General features: G+C 64.7%; 15 protein-coding genes. 12 read left to right on the top strand and 3 right to left on the bottom strand.

Translation table 11 applies throughout. The features are described 5' to 3' along the window. The first annotated feature begins 128 nt into the window (after nt 1-128). The 8 genes from AAA989_RS11200 to AAA989_RS11235 all read left to right on the top strand — a co-directional run bounded on the left by AAA989_RS11200 (nt 129) and on the right by AAA989_RS11235 (nt 10342). Nucleotides 129-572, top strand: a complete 444-nt coding sequence (locus AAA989_RS11200) for a hypothetical protein (RefSeq protein ID WP_338243586.1) — start codon at nt 129-131, stop codon at nt 570-572. 104 nt (nt 573-676) lie between these two features. Continuing rightward, nucleotides 677-1291 (top strand): CerR family C-terminal domain-containing protein, encoded by a 615-nt coding sequence (locus AAA989_RS11205; RefSeq protein WP_338243587.1) that lies wholly within the window; start codon nt 677-679, stop codon nt 1289-1291. Next, nucleotides 1288-2751: an efflux transporter outer membrane subunit gene (locus AAA989_RS11210; protein ID WP_338243589.1), complete on the top strand. Its 1464-nt coding sequence runs from the start codon at nt 1288-1290 to the stop codon at nt 2749-2751. Before AAA989_RS11205 ends, AAA989_RS11210 begins: the two co-directional genes overlap by 4 nt. Further along, a complete protein-coding gene (locus AAA989_RS11215) occupies nt 2748-4049 on the top strand; it encodes an efflux RND transporter periplasmic adaptor subunit (protein WP_338243591.1) in 1302 nt (433 codons plus the stop codon). Before AAA989_RS11210 ends, AAA989_RS11215 begins: the two co-directional genes overlap by 4 nt. Next, nucleotides 4046-7351: an efflux RND transporter permease subunit gene (locus AAA989_RS11220; protein WP_338243594.1), complete on the top strand. Its 3306-nt coding sequence runs from the start codon at nt 4046-4048 to the stop codon at nt 7349-7351. Before AAA989_RS11215 ends, AAA989_RS11220 begins: the two co-directional genes overlap by 4 nt. A gap of 52 nt (nt 7352-7403) precedes the next feature. Then, nucleotides 7404-8102 carry a Crp/Fnr family transcriptional regulator gene (locus tag AAA989_RS11225; RefSeq protein WP_338243596.1) on the top strand — a complete coding sequence of 233 codons (699 nt, stop codon included), beginning with the start codon at nt 7404-7406 and terminating at the stop codon, nt 8100-8102. 138 nt (nt 8103-8240) lie between these two features. After that, nucleotides 8241-8540 carry a DUF4212 domain-containing protein gene (locus AAA989_RS11230; protein ID WP_338243598.1) on the top strand — a complete coding sequence of 100 codons (300 nt, stop codon included), beginning with the start codon at nt 8241-8243 and terminating at the stop codon, nt 8538-8540. Between the two features lie 26 nt (nt 8541-8566). Next, complete coding sequence (locus tag AAA989_RS11235; protein ID WP_338243600.1) at nt 8567-10342, top strand: sodium:solute symporter family protein; 1776 nt, start codon at nt 8567-8569, stop codon at nt 10340-10342. A gap of 7 nt (nt 10343-10349) precedes the next feature. Here the strand turns inward: AAA989_RS11235 and acs are convergent, their stop codons facing one another. Together acs and maiA are read right to left on the bottom strand one after the other, a co-directional pair. After that, nucleotides 10350-12284, bottom strand: coding sequence for an acetate--CoA ligase (gene acs / locus AAA989_RS11240; protein ID WP_338243602.1), 1935 nt, complete (start codon nt 12282-12284; stop codon nt 10350-10352). Between the two features lie 61 nt (nt 12285-12345). Next, nucleotides 12346-12978: a maleylacetoacetate isomerase gene (gene maiA / locus AAA989_RS11245; protein WP_338243604.1), complete on the bottom strand. Its 633-nt coding sequence runs from the start codon at nt 12976-12978 to the stop codon at nt 12346-12348. Between the two features lie 103 nt (nt 12979-13081). Here maiA and hmgA point away from each other — a divergent pair, with 103 nt between their 5' ends. The 3 genes from hmgA to AAA989_RS11260 all read left to right on the top strand — a co-directional run bounded on the left by hmgA (nt 13082) and on the right by AAA989_RS11260 (nt 17721). Beyond that, nucleotides 13082-14359 carry a homogentisate 1,2-dioxygenase gene (gene hmgA, locus AAA989_RS11250; protein WP_338243605.1) on the top strand — a complete coding sequence of 426 codons (1278 nt, stop codon included), beginning with the start codon at nt 13082-13084 and terminating at the stop codon, nt 14357-14359. Beyond that, complete coding sequence (fahA, locus tag AAA989_RS11255; protein WP_338243607.1) at nt 14356-15657, top strand: fumarylacetoacetase; 1302 nt, start codon at nt 14356-14358, stop codon at nt 15655-15657. Before hmgA ends, fahA begins: the two co-directional genes overlap by 4 nt. A 93-nt stretch (nt 15658-15750) precedes the next feature. Continuing rightward, nucleotides 15751-17721 carry a glycoside hydrolase family 3 protein gene (locus AAA989_RS11260; protein WP_338243609.1) on the top strand — a complete coding sequence of 657 codons (1971 nt, stop codon included), beginning with the start codon at nt 15751-15753 and terminating at the stop codon, nt 17719-17721. Here the strand turns inward: AAA989_RS11260 and AAA989_RS11265 are convergent. Next, nucleotides 17698-18516, bottom strand: coding sequence for a glutathione S-transferase family protein (locus tag AAA989_RS11265; protein ID WP_338243610.1), 819 nt, complete (start codon nt 18514-18516; stop codon nt 17698-17700). The two genes, AAA989_RS11260 and AAA989_RS11265, sit on opposite strands and share 24 nt — an antisense overlap. A 38-nt stretch (nt 18517-18554) precedes the next feature. On the opposite strand from AAA989_RS11265, the gene AAA989_RS11270 reads away from it, so the two are divergent. Continuing rightward, nucleotides 18555-19250 carry a pirin family protein gene (locus tag AAA989_RS11270; RefSeq protein WP_338243612.1) on the top strand — a complete coding sequence of 232 codons (696 nt, stop codon included), beginning with the start codon at nt 18555-18557 and terminating at the stop codon, nt 19248-19250. Nucleotides 19251-19436 lie beyond the last annotated feature (186 nt).

Genomic DNA, 19436 nt, shown 5'->3' on the forward strand with positions numbered 1-19436 from the left:
TCTTTATCGCGGCCCGAAAGGGAAATTTTTTCTGCAGCGCGAACATTTGTAATGGCGCGGCAGCACGAGGTGGAGATTGTCAGCGTCAGGACTGCCGCCGGCAAGTCCTGAACTCGGAGGGCCTCCAGATGCTTTCGCCCGATCTGCGATATTTCGTCCAGCGACTTGAGCGCGAGCAGGTGCGCCTGTTCAGCGCGCTTAGCTTGCACGAAGAGGACTCGGTCATGGCGAAGGTCGATTTCTATCGCCGGAAGCTCACCGAACTGGGAGCGCGATATGACGAGATTGGGCGGGCCTGGCGAGCGGCTGTCCAGCCTGACAGTCCCGTCGTTCCGACGAATGACACCTGCGACATCGAAGGCGCGAACGACCAGACTTCGGCACACGAATGGGAACTGCGGTTCCAGTCGGCCAGCTCCGGCACGAGCGACCGGATGCAGGTGAAGACCGCAGACCCGGTCAGACTGATCGCCGTGGTCGAGCAGCTCGGGCGGGACGTGGAGATTCGCCGTGACGGCCGATATATCTGCACGATGATCGGCGATCGCCATGGCTCCGGCACCGCAGGCTAGGCGCGAAATCCAGGCTCGTATCGCTAGGTAACTGATAAGCGGAAGGTAATCGCACAGAACGTCGGGCGGTTGCATTTGTTCAGTCGAACGAATAAACCCGTCGCATGCGAGACAGGCTGATTCACGCTGCCATCGAACGGTTCGGGAAGCGCGGCTTCGATGCCGTCGGCACGCGCGAGATCGCCGCGGCTGTCGATACGCCGATGTCGTCGATCACCTATCACTTTGGCAGCAAGGAGGGGCTCTACCACGCCGCGGCGGAGCACATCTTCGACCACCTGCGAGCGGCTCTGGGCGCGCAGCACCTCGATCTGCCGAAGGCCAATGCTACGCCCGAAGAGCGCCGTCAGACGATCTGCGCCATCATACGGTCCGCAGGAAAATTCATGCTGAGCGAGGAAAGCGCACCCTTTGCGCTGTTCATCGGTCGCGAACAGCAGGATCCCTCGCCGGAAGTGCGCGAGCTGATGCGGGCGAAGATCATGCCTCTGATCGAGGCCCTTTCCCGCCAGGTTGCCATCCTGCGCCCCGAACTGGCCGAGGCGGAGGCGAAGGCGGTTACGGTATTCCTCTTCGGCATGGCGATCACCCTGCGGCACTCGCGCGCCTCGCTGGGCTTGTTGCTGGATTGCGAAACGTTCGATCCGGCAACGAAGGACATGCTGCTGGACCAGCTGGAGAAGTCTGTCCGCTCCGTCCTCGCAGGGAGTGAGGCGTGAGCCGATGGCGCATTTCTGCCGCGGCCCTGCTGCTGGCAACGTCCGGCTGCGTCTCGCTCGCGCCTGAGCCGGAGATGCCCGCCGTCGTTGTGGACATGCCCGCGGTCTATCCGGACCGCAACCAGACCGGAGAATACCGGCCCGCCGCTTGGTGGCGTGAATTCGAGGACCCGGTTCTCGACGGCCTGCTGGAAAAGGCGCTGAGCGACAATCTGGACATCGCCCAGGCTGCGGCCCGCGCGGAGCGCGCCAGCGCCCAGGCGCGGGTGGCGCGTGCCGGTCTGCTCCCGTCGCTGGAGGCCAGCGCGTCCACGAGCTATTCGGATACGCCGGTGGCGGGCGGCGCGTTCGCCAATTTTCCCGGCGCTCCATCGCGCATTACGAACGAGACCTATTCGCTGGGCCTTGCCGCATCCTACGAGCTCGACCTGTTCGGCCGCGTTCGCAACGATCTGGATGCCGCGCGCGCCGATGCCCTGGCCGCCGAGTACGATGTGCGCGCCGTGCAGCTGGCAACGGCGGCGGAAGTCATTTCGGCCTATTTCGACATCGTCGATGCCCGCTTCCAGATCGAGTCGACGCTGGAAAGCATAGACGTGCTGAGAGAGCGGACGGAGCGGACGGAGGCGCGATACCTGCGCGGCCTGACGCAAAGCTTCGAACTCTACCAAGTTCGCGAGCAACTGCGCGGACTCGAAGCAAGCCTGCCCTCGCGGGAGATTTCGCTTACGAATGCCGAAGGGCGACTCGCAGTCTTGCTTGCCGACTATCCCGAGGCGGTGTCCGACACCTTGGCGCAGCCACTGCTCCCCCGACTCGATTTCGATGCCGTACCTCCCGGCCTTCCCGCGGGCTTGCTGGCGCAGCGTCCGGACGTGGCCGCCAGCTGGGAACGCCTGGAGGCCGCCCGTCTGCGCATCGGCGCGCGCCGGGCCGAGCGTTTCCCCGCGCTGCGTCTTTCCGCATCCACCGGCACTCAGGCGGCCGATCCGGCAGGCGTTCTCGATGTCGGCCAGAACTGGCTGCTCTCGCTCGGTTCCAACCTTGTCGCACCCATTTTCGATGCCGGGCGTATTTCCGCCAGCATCGCCGCTGCGCGCGCGACCTATGACGAGGCGGCGGCGGCTTACGGCAATGCCGTGCTGTCGGCCTATCAGGAGGCGACAAGCGCCATCGAGGCCTATGAGGAACAGCGCCAGCGTTACCGCTTGATCATGGCGCAGGCCGACGAAGCGCAGTCGGCGCTGGACCTGCAGGCCCGTCGATACCGCGCCGGGGTGGGCGACTACGTTGGTTATCTCGATGCGCTGCGCAGTTTCTACCAAGTCGAAAGCAGTCTCTCCGCTGCCGGGCGGGACGTCGCGCTGGCACGGCTGGGCGTGCACCGCGCACTGGGCGGAGACTGGTTCGGCACTGCGGAAAACCGGGAATCGCAAGGCGAAAGGGACATGTCCGAATGAGCAAGCAGGCGAAATGGGCAATCCTGATCCTGTTGGGCGCGGTGGCGATCGCGGCCCTGCTGATCGTCCTGCGGCCCGAACCAGAGGAGGTGGAAGAGCAGCAAGCCGCGCCGCTCGTCCAGACTGCGCAATACGAGGTGTCGAGCGGTGCAATCGAGATTTTCGGATCGGGCACCGTGCAGCCGCGCGAGGAAGCGACCATCGGGGCCGAGGTCGCGGGAAGGCTCGTCTACGTCAATCCCGCCTTCCAGGAAGGTAGCCGCGTCGGCAACGGCGCGGTGCTGTTCCGCATTGATCCAGCCGACTACAGCAACCGCGTGCGCAGCGCGCAGGCAGACATCGCCGCGCAGGATGTGGCCGTGCTGCAGGCGCAGCAGGAAGTGGCCATTGCCGAGTCGGAATTGCAGCGGTTCGCCCAGCGGGAGTCCTCGCGCCAGGCTTTGAGCCGCTCGATCGATCCGGACGACTACGCCGCGCGCATCCTGCCACCCGAAGGCTTGCGGGGCCTTTCGCGCTCCAGCGCCGATACGGAAGCTGAAGACCCGAACATTCTTGCCACGCGCGAACCGCAACTGCGATCGGCACAGGCCGCGCGGGAACGGGCGGGCGCGCAGCTGGAAGATGCACGCCTGGCGCTTTCGCGGACGGTCGTGCGCGCGCCATTCGCCGGCGTCGTCCGCAGTGAGGATGCCGCGGTGGGCACCTTGGTGCAGCCGGGCCAGTCGCTCGGCTCGATTGTCGCGAGCGGTGCATACGAGGTCCGCATTTCGCTGACCGAGGCGGAGGCCGCGCTGGTGCCGTCCCTGTTTGCTGCGGGTGGCACCCGGGTGCCTGCAAGGGTCATGCTGGATTACGGCGACACGACCTGGGCCTGGAATGCCTACGTCGATCGTATCGATCCTATCCTGGACCCCGAAACCCGCACGATCGACGTGTTCCTTCGCGTGCCCGATCCGATGCGCGGCGGCGTGCCGGTGACCGATGGCGAAGAAGGCGAACAGGCCGATATTGGAGCATCGCCGCCACTGCTGCTGGGCAGTTTTGTCAATGCCGCGATCACCGGCGGTAGCCAGCAGGCGTTCGCCCGTATCCCGCTGTCAGCTCTCCGGCCCGATGACGAGGTCTGGTTGCTGCGCGACGGGAAGCTGGCAATCGTGCCGGTCGAGGTCCTGCAGCGCACCGACCAATACGCCTATGTCGCGGGCGAAGGATTGGGCGACGCGGGTCGTGTCGTCACCAGCCCCCTGCGCACCCCGGTCAACGGCATGCCCCTGCGCATGGAAAGCGCCGGTCAGTGAGCGAAGACCCGGATCGCGAGGGCTCCCCCGCGAGAGGAGCTGCGGCCGAAGGGCAGGGCGATGCCCCGCTCGACCGCTTCGGCAATCCGGCGGAAGACCGCGCGCGCGACCGCAAGGGCATCATCGCCTTCATGGCGCGCAATGGCGTTGCCGCCAACCTGCTGCTGATCTTCATGCTGGTGGCAGGTTTCGCCGCCTATTCCCGCATCGCGCAGGAAGTGTTTCCCGAGATCAGTCAGGACGCGATCACCGTCTCCGTCACCTATCCCGGCGCCACGCCTGAGGAGGTGGAGGAATCCATCGTCCAGAAGGTGGAAGAGGCCGTGCAGGCCATCGACGATGTCGACAAGGTGATCGGCACCGCGTCGGAAGGGCGCGGGACAGTCGTCGTCGAACTGGAAACCGGCGCCGACATGGCCCGCGCGCTGGATGACGTGAAGAGCGAGGTCGACCAGATCCAGACTTTCCCCGTTGACGCCGAGGAACCCGATATCCGCGAGAACACCACGCGGCAGAGCGTGATGCGCATAGCGCTCTACGGCGACGTTCCAGAGCGCACGCTCAAGGAGACTGCCTACCAGCTGGAGGATGCGCTCGCCGCGCTGCCGGAAATCAGCTTCGTCGAAACCAGCGCGGTGCGCGAATATCAGGTGTACATCGACGTGCCGCAGGAACGCCTGCAGGCTCTGGGCCTCTCGCTCACCGAGATTTCCCGGATCGTCTCGCAAAGCAGTCTCGACAGTCCGGCTGGCTCGGTGGAGACCGACCAGGAGCAGGTGCGCGTTCGTACCGTGGGACAGAACTACGACCAGCAGGATTTCGAGAACATCGTCCTGCGCACCCGGCCCGACGGCACGATCCTGCGCCTGGGCGATGTCGCGACCGTTACCGACGGTTTCGAGGACGCCGATCTCATCACGCGCTTCAACGGCGAGCCGGTGGCCTTCGTGGACGTCTATCGCACATCGGACGAACGCGTGCTGGACGTGGCCGATGCCGCCACCACCTACCTCGCCGAGGATTCCCCGCGTATACTGCCGCCGGGTGTGAGCTACGCGATCTGGGACGACAGTTCCGAGCTGTTCGACGATCGCCTGTCCATGCTGCTGAAGAATGCCGCGATCGGCCTGGTGCTGGTGCTGGCGGCGCTTACGCTGTTCCTAGACGTGCGGCTGGCGGCGTGGACGGCGCTGGGCATCGGCGCGACATTCGTCGGGGCGATCTACGTGATCGACCTGATGGGCACGAGCATCAACATGTTCTCGCTGTTCGGCTTCATCATCGCCCTGGGCCTGGTGGTCGACGATGCCGTGGTGGTTGGCGAGAACATCTATTCCGAGCGCGAGCGCGGACGCAGCGGCATCGGTGCAGCCATCGCGGGTTCGCAGCGTGTGAAGGTGCCGGTGATCTTCGCCGTCGCGACCACGATCGTCGCATTCTCGCCGCTGCTGGCGGTGGGCGGGACCATCGGCAAGGTTCTGGCAGATATCCCGCTGGTGGTGATCGCGGTGCTGGGCCTCTCGCTGGTGGAGGCGCTGCTGATCCTTCCCCATCACCTGTCGCATCTGCCTGCCGCCGGCACCGAGACGAAGAACCGTTTCCTGGAAAGGTTCGAGCGTGTTCAGCGCGGTTTCGACCGGCGCTTGCAGGATTTCGTCGACGGTCCGCTGGATCGCGGTCTGAGGTTCGCGGTCGATATGCCTTACTTGGTCGTGGCCGGGGCCATGGCGCTGCTGATCGTGGTGGGCGCGCTGGTGCCGGGCGGCATCATCAAGGTGGCCTTCTTCCCCGAGATCGAGGCCGACGTCGTTTCCGCCTCTATCGAGATGCCCGCAGGAACTTCAGTGGATCGCACCGCCGCGGTGACCGGACGGATCGAGCAGGCAGGCGAGCGCGCGCTGGAGCGGTTCTCCGATGCGGAGGATGGCTATGACGACATCTTCGAAGCGTCCTACACCACCATCGGCCTGATCGCCTCCGGCGCGAACCCGCTCAACAGCAACCAGACCCTGCAACCCAATGTGGCCAACGTGCAGTTCAGCCTGATCCCGGCGGCGGAGCGCGACTTTACCGCGAGCGATTTCGAGCAGGCATGGCGCGAGGAAATGGGACAGGTGCCCGAAGCGCGCTCCATTTCGCTCAGTTCCAGCCTGATCTCGGCCGGTGCGCCGGTGAACGTGCGCGTCTCCCATCCCGACCGCGAGGTGCTGGAAGAGGCGACATCGCGCCTGATGAGTGAACTGGGCCGGGTGGCCGGGGTGTTCGATATCGAGAGCGACCAGGACGACGGCGTTCGGCAGGTGGACCTTACCCTGAAGCCCTCCGCGCGCACGCTCGGTATCACGTTGCAGGACCTGGCGGGACAGGTTCGCGCCGCCTTCTTCGGGGCGGAGGCCGTGCGCGTCCAGCGCGGCCGTGAGGACGTGCGCGTCTACGTTCGCCTTCCCGAAAGCCAGCGTGATTCCGTGCCCGATATCGGCAATTACCGCGTGCGTGTGCCCGGCGGACAGGTACCCCTGTCCAGCCTGGCGGATATCGAGATCACCAACGCGCCCACGTCCATCCAACGCGAGGACGGGTTCCGCATTCACACCGTCACTGCCGACCTCGATACCGACGTGGTCACCAGCCAGGAAGTTGCCACGCTTCTTCAGGACGAGGTGCTGCCCGCCATCGCCGCCGACTATCCCGGACTGCAGTTCGAATTCGGCGGAGAGCAGGAACAGCAGCAGGAGAGCTTCGGCGATATCGGCGGCGCCTTCCTGCTGGCGCTGGCGGCAATCTATGCGCTGCTGGCGATACCTTTCCGCTCCTACGTGCAGCCCTTCATCATCATGGCGGCGATCCCCTTCGGCATGATCGGTGCGCTGATCGGGCACCTCTTGCTGGGCATATCCCTGGGAATCGTGTCGCTGTTCGGGGTGATCGCGCTTTCGGGGGTGGTGATTAACGGCGGGCTGGTGATGATCGACTTTCTCAACGAGAATCTCGATTCCGGCATGGAGCGCAAGGCCGCGATCATCGATGCCGCCAAGTCGCGTTTCCGGCCGATCATACTTACGGCCATTACCACCTTCCTCGGTGTCGCGCCGATCACGTTCGAGACCGACCTGCAGGCGCAGTTCCTCATTCCCATGTCTGCCAGCCTGGGCTTCGGCATCCTGTTCGGCACCGTGATGCAGCAGCTGCTGGTACCGGCACTGGCCATCCTGCAGATGCGCGCGGTGGACCGGGTAGGGACGTGGCTTGGACGCGATGACGGGGACAGGGCGCCCGACGCCGCTGTCCAGCCGACCGAATAAGTCGGGCCGGGACCGATTGTTACCGAGCCGCACACGTGATACCGACACCGTCATGGCTGCCTGTGACACTTGCATCGTTCGCAACCGCGCAATCTGCGCCGGCTTGGACTCCGAAGAACTCGCCGTGCTGAACGCCATGGGCCGCCGCCGCATGCTGGAGGCGGGCGAACCGCTCATCTGGGAAGGCGACGAATCCGTTCTGGTCGCCAATGTCATCGACGGCGTGCTGAAACTGTCATCCTCCACGGAGGACGGGCGCGAACAGATCGTCGGCGTGGTCTATCCTTCGGATTTCATCGGCAAGCCGTTCGGAGGTGCTGCCGGTCATTCGGTGACCGCGCTGACCGAAGCGAAGCTGTGCGTCTTCGCCCGTTCCGATTTCGACCGCTTCGCCAGCGATCATCCCCGCCTCGAGCACAAGCTGCTGGAGCGCACGCTGGGAGAACTCGACCGCACGCGAAAGTGGATGGTGCTGCTGTCGCGCAAGTCCGCGCAGGAAAAGGTCGCCACCTTCCTGCTGGATATGTCTGACAGGCTGGTGGAAAGCGGCTGCGAAGCCCCTGCGGAGGGCGGCCTGCGCCGGTTCGAGCTGCCGTTCTCGCGGCAGCAGGTGGCCGACGTGCTGGGGCTGACCATCGAAACCGTCAGCCGCCAGATGACCAATCTGAAGCGGGAAGGGGTCATCGCGCTGCCCACCCGCCGCGTGGTGGAAATACTCGATCGGGCCGCGCTGGAAGACATGGCGGGCTGATCAGGCCGAACAGACCTGCCGGGACGAGACCGTCGCGGACAGGCATTTTCAGGAACCCGGTGTAGATGCTGGCAGAGGCATTGCAGATGCGTTAGCGTCGGATCAGCAGCGCCCGACGAAGGCGCAGGTGGGGAGAGCATGATGGACGAGCCGCACGCCGAAGGGGGCAATGCCGAGGACGCACAGGATGAGGCGCGCCATGCGGCCTACTGGCGGGCCAATGTCCGGCTGCTTGCGATCCTGATGGCGATCTGGTTCGCCGTATCCTTTGGCGCCGGCATTCTCTTCCGGTCGTTCCTCGACCAGTTCAGCATCGGCGGATACCCGCTGGGCTTCTGGTTTGCGCAGCAAGGGTCGATCTATGTCTTCATGGTGCTGATCGCGGTCTACGTGGTGCGGATGCGCGCCATCGAACGCCGGTTCGATTTCGACGACTGAGCGACGGGACCACGGGGCGCGCGATCATGAGCACGCAGATGCTTATCTATCTTTTCGTCGGGTTGAGTTTCGCGCTCTACATCGGCATCGCTATCTGGAGCCGGGCCGGCTCCACTTCCGAGTTCTATGTCGCGGGCGGCGGGGTGAACCCGGTGGTCAACGGCATGGCCACCGCCGCCGACTGGATGAGCGCGGCCAGCTTCATATCGATGGCCGGGCTGATCGCCTTTCTCGGTTACGACGGCAGCGTCTACCTGATGGGCTGGACGGGCGGCTACGTTCTGCTGGCCCTGCTGCTTGCGCCCTATCTCAGGAAGTTCGGCGAATTCACGGTGCCCGACTTCATCGGGACGCGGTATTATTCGAAAGCCGCCCGCGTCGTTGCCGTGATCTGCCTGATCTTCATCAGCTTCACCTACATCGCCGGGCAGATGCGCGGCGTGGGCATCGTCTTTTCCCGCTTTCTGGATGTGCCGATCCTGTGGGGCGTGGTGATCGGCATGGGCATCGTGTTCGTCTACGCCGTGCTGGGCGGGATGAAAGGCATCACCTACACGCAGGTGGCGCAGTACTGCGTGCTGATCTTCGCCTACATGGTGCCTGCGTTCTTCATTAGCTTCCAGTTGACCGGCAACCCCATTCCCGCGCTGGGGCTGGGCAGCGAGGTGAACGACGGATCGGGCATGTACGTGCTGCAAAAGCTCGACATGGTGCTGACCGACCTGGGATTTGCCGCCTATACCGATGGCAGCAAGTCGATGATCGACGTGTTCTGCATCACCATGGCGCTGATGGTGGGTACCGCGGGCCTGCCGCACGTCATCGTGCGCTTCTTCACCGTTCCCAAGGCCAGCGACGCGCGCAAGTCCGCCTTCTGGGCTCTCGTGTTCATCGCGCTTCTCTACACCACGGCAGGGCCCGTGGGGGCATTCGCGCGGCTTAATTTCACCGAGACGGTGAACGAGCAGAGCTATTCCGAGGCGCCCGAGTGGTTCACCAACTGGGAAGCGAACGATCTGATCGCCTGGCGCGACAAGAACGACGATGGCGTGATGCAATACCGGCCCGGCGATGCATTCGAAGGCGCACCAGTGTTCAGCGAAGGTGGCGCGGGTGCATCGGGCGAACGGCTGCTGGAGAACCCCGCCACCGACAATGCCAACGAAGTCTACGTCGATCGCGACATCATGGTGCTGGCCAATCCCGAGATCGCCAACCTGCCAGGCTGGGTGATCGCGCTGGTGGCGGCAGGCGGCCTGGCGGCGGCGCTATCGACGGCTGCGGGACTGCTCCTGGTGATCTCCTCCAGCGTCAGTCACGATCTGCTGAAGAAGACTTTCCGGCCCGAGATCAGCGAGAAGGGCGAACTGCTGGCCGCCCGCATTGCGGCGACAGCGGCCATCGTCGTGGCGGGCTATCTCGGCGTCTATCCCCCCGGCTGGGTCGCGCAGGTCGTGGCCTTCGCCTTCGGTCTTGCGGCTGCCAGCCTCTTCCCGGCGATCTTCCTCGGCATCTTCTCCAAGCGCATGAACCGCGAGGGGGCGATTGCCGGAATGGTGAGCGGCCTCGGCTTCACCTTCCTCTACATTGCCTGGTTCAAGCTCTGGAATCCGGAAGCAAACGTCGAGGCCAACTGGTTACTGGGTATTTCGCCGGAGGGGATCGGCGTCGTCGGCATGCTGATCAATTTCGCCGTGGCCCTGACGGTGGCAAAACTCACCGCCGCGCCGCCCGCGCACGTTCGCAAGCTGGTCGACAACATCCGCGTGCCGCGCGGTGCGGAAACGCCGCACATGCACTGAAGGCGGATCAGCGGTTCTGCCGCCCCTCTATCAGGCGATTCACCAGTGACGGGTCCGACAAGGTGGAGGTGTCGCCCAGTGCGCCATAGTCGTTCTCGGCGATCTTTCGCAGGATACGGCGCATGATCTTGCCCGAGCGGGTCTTGGGCAGATCATTGGTGAAATGGATGTGGTCGGGCGTGGCAACCGGACCGATCTCCTTGCGCACCTGCTGTCTCAGATCGGCGTAAAGCTCGTCCGTGGCTTCCTCGCCTTCCATCAGGGTGACGTAGCAGTAGATGCCCTGTCCCTTCACATCGTGAGGGTAGCCGACGACGGCAGCTTCGGACACCTGCGGGTGCAGCACCAGCGCGCTCTCGACCTCGGCAGTACCCATGCGGTGGCCGGAGACGTTGATCACGTCGTCGACGCGGCCCGTGATCCAGTAATAGCCGTCGGCATCGCGGCGGCATCCGTCGCCGGTGAAATACCGTCCGGGGAAGGTGCTGAAGTAGGCCTCGATAAAGCGGTCGTGATCGCCGTAGACGGTGCGGGCCTGTCCCGGCCAGCTGGCAGCGATGCACAGGTTGCCTTCGACCGCGCTTTCGGCGTCCAGGGGTTGCCCCTCGTTGTCCACCAGCAGCGGCTGCACGCCGAAGAACGGCTTGCCCGCGCTGCCGGGCTTCATGTCGTGGGCGTAGGGGAGGGTGGTGATCATGTGGCCGCCCGTCTCGGTCTGCCACCATGTGTCCACGATCGGGCAGCGGCTCTCGCCCACCACCTCGTAATACCAGCGCCATGCCTCGGGATTGATCGGCTCACCCACCGTGCCGAGGATGCGCAGGGATGACCGGTCGTGCTTGTGGACCCACTCGTCATGTTCGCGCATCAGGGCGCGGATGGCGGTGGGGGCGGTGTAGAATATGTTGACCTTGTGCTTGGCCACGACTTGCCAGAAGCGGCCGAAGTCGGGGTAGTTCGGGACGCCTTCGAACACCACGCTGGTGCCCGCGTTCAGCAGCGGTCCGTAGGTGACGTAGGAATGCCCGGTCACCCAGCCGATATCGGCGCTGCACCAGAACACCTCGCCCGGCTGGTAGTCGAAGGTGTAGTGGAACGTCGCTGCCGTCCACAGCGCATAGCCGCCGGTGGTGTGCAGCACGCCCTTGGGCTTGCCAGTCGATCCGCTGGTGTAGAGGATGAACAGCGGGTCTTCCGCGTTCATCGTTTCGCAGGGACAGTCCTCGTCGCTGGCAAGATCCGAATACCAGTGATCGCGTCCATCCTTCATGGAGATGTCGCCGCCGGTGTGGCGGACCACCAGCACGCCGTCGACCGCCACGCCATCATGATCCAGCGCGGCATCGACATTGGCCTTGAGCGGTATTTTCTTGGTTCCGCGAAGACCCTCGTCAGCCGTCACGACAAAGCGGCTTTCGCACCCCTCCAGCCTGCCTGCCAGCGCTTCCGGAGAGAAACCGCCGAAGACCACCGAATGGATCGCCCCGATGCGGGCGCAGGCCAGCATCGCCAGCAGCCCCTCTATCACCATGGGCATGTAGAGCGTGACGCGGTCGCCCTTCGTCACACCCATGGCCTTCAGCGCATTGGCCATCCGGATGACCTCGCGGTGCAACTCGGCGTAGGTGAGCGTGCGCGAAGGGTCTGAGGGATCGTCCGGCTCGAATATCAGCGCAGTACGATCGGCATGCTCGGGGAGATGGCGATCGACGCAGTTGTAGCACAGGTTCAGCGACCCGTCGGCGAACCACTTTATGTCCACCGGGTCGAACGACCATTCCCCGGCCTTCGTGGGCTTTTCGATCCAGTCGAGCCGCTTGTGCGCTTCTTCCAGCCAGAACGCATCGGGGTCCTCGACGGATCGGCGGTAGCGCGCCTCGTATTCCTCGGGCGTGCAATGTGCCGCGCTGGAATCCGTGGGTCTGCGGACGATGTCGCTCATGTCTGGCCTCTCCTTGTCTCTCGCCTATCTAGCGGGAGCAGCCCCGCGGACAAGGGCGACGTCAGGCGGCGTCCGGCTGGTTTGCAGGATGGGCGCGCTCGAATGCGGGCAGGGCCAGACAAGCCTGCTCGATCCGCACCATGCGCGGCGACTGCGACAGATCGTATTCGAACCGGCGCGCGTTGTAGAGCTGAGGAATCAGGACGGCCTCGAACAGACCCGGCTCGTCGAACAGGAAATCACCGGTATTCAGCTGCTCCAGCCGCTTCTCCACCGGCACCAGGGTTTTGGCCAGCCAGTGGCGATACCAGGTGTCGATCTCCTCTTGCGAATGACCGAGTTCGTTCTTCAGGTACTTGAGTATCGGCAGATTGAGCGGGGCGTGCAGTTCGGTGGCGATGGCATAGGCGAGTTCGCGCGCGGTGAAGCGCTGTTCGATGTCTTTCGGCAGCAGGGGCTTTTCGGGATATCGTTCGTCCAGCCAGGCGATGATCGCCATGCTCTGTGCGCGGTCGCGTCCATCTGCCTCCAGCATCGGCACCCCGGCGAAGGGATTGCGCGCGGTGAAAGCCTCGCTTCGTTGGGCAGCTTCGAGAAGGTTCACCGGATCCTGTTCATACGACAGTCCCTTCACTTCCAGCGCGCAGCGCAGGCGGTAGCTGGTCGAGCTTCGCCAATATCCGTACAGCTTCATCGGCACCTCCAGCGGTTTCGGTCGTTGGCCTCTTGCGAGCATTGATAATACGCGCGAAGCGAGGCATTGAGCCTGAAAAAGAAGTTTCAGGTGAGACTAATCTATGCGGTACCAGACGGGATTTCTCAACCATTTCGCCAGCGAGGCCATAGAAGGCGCCTTGCCCGAGGGGCGTAACAGTCCCCAGCGCCCGGCATTTGGCCTCTATGCGGAGCAGTTCAGCACGAGCGCGTTCACCGCTCCGCGCGCCGAAAATCGCCGCAGCTGGCTTTATCGCATGCGCCCCACCACCGCCCATGGTGCTTTCAAGCCCTATGGCGGATCGGCCCGCTTCGCCGCGCCCGATGGCAGCTTCACTACGCCCAATCGCCTGCGCTGGGATGCGCTGCCCATGCCCGATGGCAGGATCGATTTCGTCGACGGGATCGTGACCTACGCTGGCAACGGCGATCCGGCATCGGGCGGTATCGGCATCCACCTCTACGCGGCAACGACGGGGATGGACGCGCGGGCCTTCCAGAACAGCGATGGCGAGATGCTGTTCGTCCCGCAGCAGGGCGACATTCGCATCGTTACCGAACTGGGCCGGATGGACGTCGCACCCGGCCACGTCGCACTGGTGCCGAAGGGCATGCGGTTTCGCGTCGAACTGCCCGGGGGCAGCGCGCGGGGCTACATCTGCGAGAATTTCGGCGCTCCTTTCCGCCTGCCCGACCTTGGCCCCATCGGCGCCAACGGTCTTGCCAATCCGCGGGATTTCGAGACGCCTGTCGCCTGGTTCGAGGACCGCGACGAGGAATTCGAGATCGTCCAGAAGTTCAACGGCAGGCTCTGGACGACCACCATCGATCATTCGCCGTTCGACGTGGTCGCCTGGCACGGCAATTCCGCCCCCTGCCGTTATGATCTCGCGCGGTTCAACACCATCAACACGGTCAGCTTCGATCATCCCGATCCCTCGATCTTCACCGTGCTGACCAGCCCCAGCGATACGCCCGGCACCGCTAACTGCGATTTCGTGATCTTCCCGCCCCGCTGGATGGTGGCCGAAGACACCTTCCGCCCGCCGTGGTTCCACCGCAACGTGATGAGCGAGTTCATGGGGCTTGTTCATGGTGTCTACGACGCCAAGGAAGGCGGCGGCTTCGTGCCGGGCGGCGCCAGCCTGCACAACCAGTTCAATGGCCACGGTCCCGACGCCGACAGCACCCGAAAGGCGATGGAGGCCGAGCTTGCTCCCGTCAGGATCGAGGACACGCTGGCCTTCATGTTCGAAAGCCGGGCAATAATTCACACCACCGATTTCGCCATGAACGGCGGACTTCTGCAAACCGATTACGACGCCTGCTGGCAGGGCTTCGAGAAAGCGAAACTTCCATGACCATCGAAACCGATTTCACGCACGATCCCGAAGCCAGGAGCTGGGTGGAAAGCGCCAACGGACATCCGCATTTCCCGGTGCAGAACCTGCCGCTCGGCGTATTTTCTCCGCCGGACGGGGCGGAACCGCGGGGCGGCGTGGCCATCGGCGACATGATCCTGGATCTGAAGGACATTGCCGACCTGCTGGAACTGGAAGCGGCCACCGCGGCGCAGCTGGCCAGCGGCGAAACGCTCAACCGGCTCCTCGATCGCGGGCCGGACACGCTGCGCGCGCTGCGCCAGGGCGTGTTCAAGCTGCTGACCGACGATAGCAACAAGAGCACGCTGGAGCCCGCCCTGCACAAGGCGAAGGACTGCTCGATGTACGTACCGGTCCGCGTCGGCGACTACACCGACTTCTACACCGGCATCCATCATGCCGAGAACATCGGCAGCCTGTTCCGCCCGGACAATCCGCTGCTGCCGAACTACAAGTACGTTCCCATCGGCTATCACGGCCGTTCGTCCTCCATTCGCCTGTCGGGCAAGGACGTGAAACGACCCAGCGGCCAGAAGAAGCCGGCCGAGGAAGGCGCCGCGCCGCCGTTCGGGCCGAGCGAGCGGCTGGATTACGAACTCGAGATGGGCATCTGGATCGGCAAGGGTAACGCCCTGGGGCACCCCATCCCGATCCGCGAGGCGGAAGAGCATATCGCCGGCATCTCGATCCTGAACGACTGGTCCGCGCGCGACATACAGGCGTGGGAATACCAGCCGCTCGGCCCGTTCCTGGCGAAGAACTTCCACTCCACGATCTCGCCCTGGATCGTGACGCTGGATGCTCTTGCGCCGTTCCGCACCGCGCAGCCCGCACGGCCCGACGGCGATCCCGCGCCGCTGGACTATCTCTACGACGAGGCCGATCAGGAAAACGGCGCCTTTGGCGTGACGATGGACGTCTTCATCACCACCCCGCAGATGCGCGAGGATGGTGACGAGCCACACCGCCTCAGCTCCGGACCGATGACGGCCATGTACTGGACTGCCGCGCAGCTGGTGGCGCATCATTCCGTTGGCGGCTGCAACATGCAGGCGGGCGACTTGCTGGGCACCGGCACCCTGACCAGCGGCGAGGACGGCGGCGAAGGCAGCCTGATCGAGCTGACGCAGGGCGGCAAGCAGCCGATCACCTTGCCCAACGGGGAGACCCGCACGTTCCTGGAGGACGGGGACGAGGTGATCATGACCGCCTATGCCGAGAAGGAGGGCTTCGCCCGCATCGGTCTGGGCGAATGCCGCGCCAGGATCACGGGCTAGCTTACTGTGCACAGCCCTGCAGTGGCGGGGCTTACAGGCTTGGCTATCGCGCAGGAACATTGGTAGGCATGGCCCCTCGTTAGCGGAGGTGTCATGCCGAGAATTCCGGGATTTGCCGTGCTGGTTGGCACGGCTGCATTGCTGAGCGCCTGTTCCCATCCCGACATGGACCAGGCACGATACGACCAATTCGGCGTTCGCACCATGATGTCCGGCACCATCGCCTTTCGCGATCTCGATCGTGATGGACAACTCACGCCTTATGAGAACCCCGAACTAACATCTCGCCAGCGCGCGGCAGACCTTCTTCCCCGGCTGACCCTGCCGGAGAAGGCCGGGCTCATGGTGGTCGCCACCGCGCCCAACAATGCGCCGCGCGGCGAGCCGGCGACGGCCTACGATCTCGATGCGGTGCAGCGCCTCAACCACGGGGCGCACGTCACGCACTTCATCTCGCGCCTTTCGACCGGTGCGCCTGCGTTGGCGGAGGCCAACAATGGCATCCAGCAGGTGGCAGCCAACAGTCGCCTCGGCATCCCGGCAATCGTCATGACGGACCCGCGCCACGGCTACACCGAACTGGCTGGCGCCAGCGTCGAGGGCGGCGAATTCAGCCAGTGGCCCAACAACCTCGGCTTTGCCGCGCTCGGCGATCCGCAGATGGTGTTCGACTACGCTCGGACGATGGGCGAGGATCTGCGCCAGCTTGGCTTCCACATTATCCTCGGCCCGCAGATAGACTTGGCGACCGAGCCGCGCTGGCCCCGCAATTACGATACTTTCGGTGAGGATCCCGCAATCGCTGCCGCGATGGCCAATGCCTTTGTCGCAGGCGTGCAGGGCACGGGGCAGGGTGGCGGTATCGCCAGCGACCGGGTGGCGGCGGTGGTAAAGCACTTCGCGGGCTATTCCGCGTCGCGCACGGGGTTCGATGCGCATAACTACTACGGCCGCCATTCGCTGCTGAATGCCGAGGAATGGGAACTGCACATCGCCCCCTTCGTCGGTGCTCTCGCGGCCGATCCGGCTGGCGTGATGCCCGCATATTCCATCCTGCAGGAACTGGAACTGGACGGCGAACTGGTGGAACAGGTGGGCGTGGGCTTCAACCGCCGCATCCTGCGCGGCGAATTGCGTGAAAGGCTGGGATTCGACGGCGTCGTCATTTCCGACTGGCTCATCACAGCCGACTGCACCGAGCATTGCGTGCATGGGCACCCGGAGGGCGAGCCGCCCAGCTTCGCGACGGTATCCACCGCCTGGGGTGTGGAGGACCTGACCATTCCCCAGCGGTTCGCCAAGGGGATCGAGGCGGGCATCGACATCTTCGGCGGTGTCGACGATCCCTCGCCCATCGTCGAGGCTGTCGAGACCGGGCTGGTGGAAGAGAGTCTTGTCGATGCCGCAGTGCTGCGCATTCTGTTGCAGAAGTTCGACCTCGGCCTGTTCGACAGTGTCGGCGTCTCGCCAGGCCAGGTGGCCGATGGCGTGGCCCAACCGGCGGAGATCGCGCAAGGCCAGCTGGCCATGGCCGCGTCCATGGTCGTCCTGGAAGCCGATCGCGACGTCGCACTGCCCGCCGGCGCGCGGGTGCTGCTGTCCGGCGTCGATGCCGGCACGGCCCGCGAGTGGGGCTTCGTTCCGGTCGACACCGCAGCCGAAGCGGAGTTTGCCATCGTTCGCACGAAGTCGCCTTTCGAGTTGCTGCATCCCGGCTACATGTTCGGCTCGCTTCACCAGGAAGGCAGCCTTGCCTTTCCCGATGACCATCCCGCCCTCGCTTTCCTCTCCGGCCTGCCCCAGGGCCTGCCGGTGATTGCCGACGTCCAGCTGGACCGGCCGGCAATCCTCACGCCGCTTCGTGAGCGGGCTGACGTCCTGCTTGCCAGCTTCGGTGCCAGCGATGCCGCGCTGATGCAGGTTCTCACCGGAGAGACGGTGCCCCGCGGTCGCTTGCCGTTCGAACTGCCCAGCAGCATGGCGGCGGTGGAGGCACAGCGGCCCGGAGCGCCGGCCGACAGCGCCGATCCGCTCTATCCGCTAGGCTACCGTCACTCCCAGTAGGCGGGCCAGTTCCGGCCAGGTCTTCTCGCCGTTGGCGCGCATTTCGGCGGCCAGGTCGTCGGGCATCCACTTGACGAAGGCCGGATGGAAGGAACGGCGCGCGCGCACCTTGCTGAACCAGCGTGCGACCTGCGGCCTGCTGCCGTCCTCCCACAGCGGCTCCATCGCCAATGCCGACAGGCGGTTAAGGTAGGGCGCCATGGCGGCATCGGCCAGCGTGAAGGCATCGCCCACCAGCCATTCGCTCCCTTCCAGCGCGGCTTCCATGCGGTCGAGGTAATCGACGTAGAGCCGCACCTTGTCGGCCGCGCCGGGTGCGTCCAGCCCTTGCTGGATATAGCTCCACTTCAGCTTGCGCGCGGCGAGGCCATCTGGCCCCGCATCGGCGACGAACTCCTCGAAACTTCCCGCACCTTGGCGCAGGATCGTGTGGCGGTGGCTGACGACATAGGTGAGCGCGGAGCAGGCCGGATGCAGTTCCTCGTCAACGGCCTTGGTCCACAGGCGCACTCGTGCGCGGCCTTCCGGCGTCGCGGGCATCAGGGCCGGGCCGTCGAAGGCCTCGTCCACGTATTCGCAGATCACGCTGCTTTCGCGGATCACCGCGTCCCCGTGCACCAGCGTGGGCACGACGGCCTTGGGATTGAGTGCGAGGTAATCCGCCGCGAACTGTTCGCCCGCCATGATGTCGACATAGGCGCTGTCCCAGGGCACGCCCTTTTCCTCCAGCACGAGGCGCACCTTGGCCGCACAGGCGCTCGAGCCATGATGATACAGGGTTACCTTGTCGCTCACGCGCTTGATCCTATCTTGGGGCGCAAAGGAGACAAGCGATGATCGAAGTCCGCAAGTTCGACAGCCTGGGCAAGGCCAACCACGGCTGGCTCGACGCCAATTTCCACTTCTCGTTCGCCCAGTATTTCGACCAGCGCCGGATGCACTGGGGCAAGTTGCGCGTGTGGAACGACGACATCATCGCGCCCAGGAGCGGCTTTCCCCCACATGGGCACGAGAACATGGAGATCATCACCTACGTTCGCAAAGGCGCGATCACGCACAAGGACAGCCTTGGCAACGAGGGCCGCACCGAAGCCGGCGACGTGCAGGTGATGAGCGCGGGCACCGGCATCCAGCATGCCGAATACAACATCGACGACGAGGAGACACATTCCTTCCAGCTATGGATCCTGCCCGACCGTGAAGGGCACGAGCCGAGCTGGGGCACCAAGACGTTTCCGAAGGACGCGCGTTCCGGCAAGTTCGACGTGCTGGCGAGCGGACGCGAGGGTGACGAGGATGCCCTGCGCATCCACGCCGATGCCCGTGTGCTGGGCGCCACGATCGGCGCTGGCGAGACGGTCGATTACGATCTTGGGGGCCGCAAGGGTTACCTCGTTCCCGCGACAGGCAGGATCGAGATAGACGGCAAGGTCGCCGACGCCCGCGACGGGGTGGCGATTGCCGATCTCGACAGGCTGAGCGTGACCGCGCTGGAAGACAGCGAAGTTGTGCTGGTCGACACGGCTTGAGGTCCGGGGCCGGATGAAAGTCCGGCTATTGTGGAACACATGGAACACTGTCCTGAGGGCAAATAATGCCCCCTGCTTGCAGGCCTTTCGTCTGGGCTGAATTGCTGACCGGCGAGGGACGAGGCTGTGCTCCACGTCCAAGGCATTTCCACGGCGAGGCCCGTGTAGGATAGGCCTTCCTCCCCG

The organism is Aurantiacibacter hainanensis, assembly GCF_036321025.1.
Classification (GTDB): domain Bacteria; phylum Pseudomonadota; class Alphaproteobacteria; order Sphingomonadales; family Sphingomonadaceae; genus Alteraurantiacibacter; species Alteraurantiacibacter hainanensis.